Origin of the sequence: Acetobacter senegalensis (assembly GCF_001580995.1) — a bacterium.
Classification (GTDB): Bacteria; Pseudomonadota; Alphaproteobacteria; order Acetobacterales; family Acetobacteraceae; genus Acetobacter; species Acetobacter senegalensis.
The window spans coordinates 1-893 of record NZ_LHZU01000019.1 but is presented as its reverse complement, the minus strand read 5'-3'; the positions used below and the strand labels follow the sequence as shown (position 1 = coordinate 893).

At 64.7% G+C, this 893-nt stretch carries 1 pseudogene; it reads right to left on the bottom strand.

Annotated elements, in window-relative coordinates:
* Nucleotides 1–893 (bottom strand): annotated as a pseudogene (locus AD948_RS00115) (1-deoxy-D-xylulose-5-phosphate synthase); the annotation flags it as partial.

Here is an 893-nt window from a genome sequence, read left to right as displayed (position 1 = left end):
TTGGCAAAGCGCGCATCGGCCACCGTGGGCGGCAGGCCATGGGCGGCCAGCATGTCCGCAGCCTTCAGGGCTTCAGCCAGACGCGGGCCAAGCGAGAGAATGGCAATGCCGCCTTTCTCGCCGCCAGCCTGACGGCCCATCTCCCGGATGATCCGGCCCTTGCCGATCTCCAGAACCTGTCCTTCGGCAGGCAGATCAAGGCCCAGACCGCCGCCACGCGGGTAGCGCAGACCAATGGGGCCTTCATCAAATTCGGTGGCGGTGGCCGTCATGTGCAGCAGTTCCACCTCATCCGAGGGAGCCATCAGCGTCATGCCCGGCAGGCAGCCCAGATAGGCGAGGTCAAACGCGCCAGCATGGGTGGCGCCATCCGCGCCCACCAGACCGGCACGGTCAATGGCGAAGCGCACAGGCAGCTTCTGCAGCACCACGTCATGCATCACCTGATCATAGGCGCGCTGCAGGAAGGTGGAGTAGATGGCGCAGAACGGCCGCAGCCCTTCCGTGGCCATGCCAGCGGCAAAGGTCACGGCATGCTGTTCGGCAATGCCTACGTCAAAAAAGCGGTCAGGGTAGGATTTGGCGAATGCATCCAGCCCCGTGCCGGAGGGCATGGCGGCGGTGACAGCGGTGATCCGGTCATCCGTGGCGGCGCGGCGCACCAGTTCACGGGCGAAGACGGAGGTGTAGGAGGGCGGGCCAGACGGGCCTTTCTTCTGCTCGCCGGTGACCACGTTGAACTTGGCCACGGCATGATACTTGTCTCCCGCTTTTTCAGCCGGGCGGTAGCCGTGGCCTTTTTCGGTGATGACATGCAGCAGGATGGGGCCGTTATCCGTATCGCGCAGGTTGCGCAGGATGGCCACCAGTTGCGGCAGGTCATGCCCATCCAC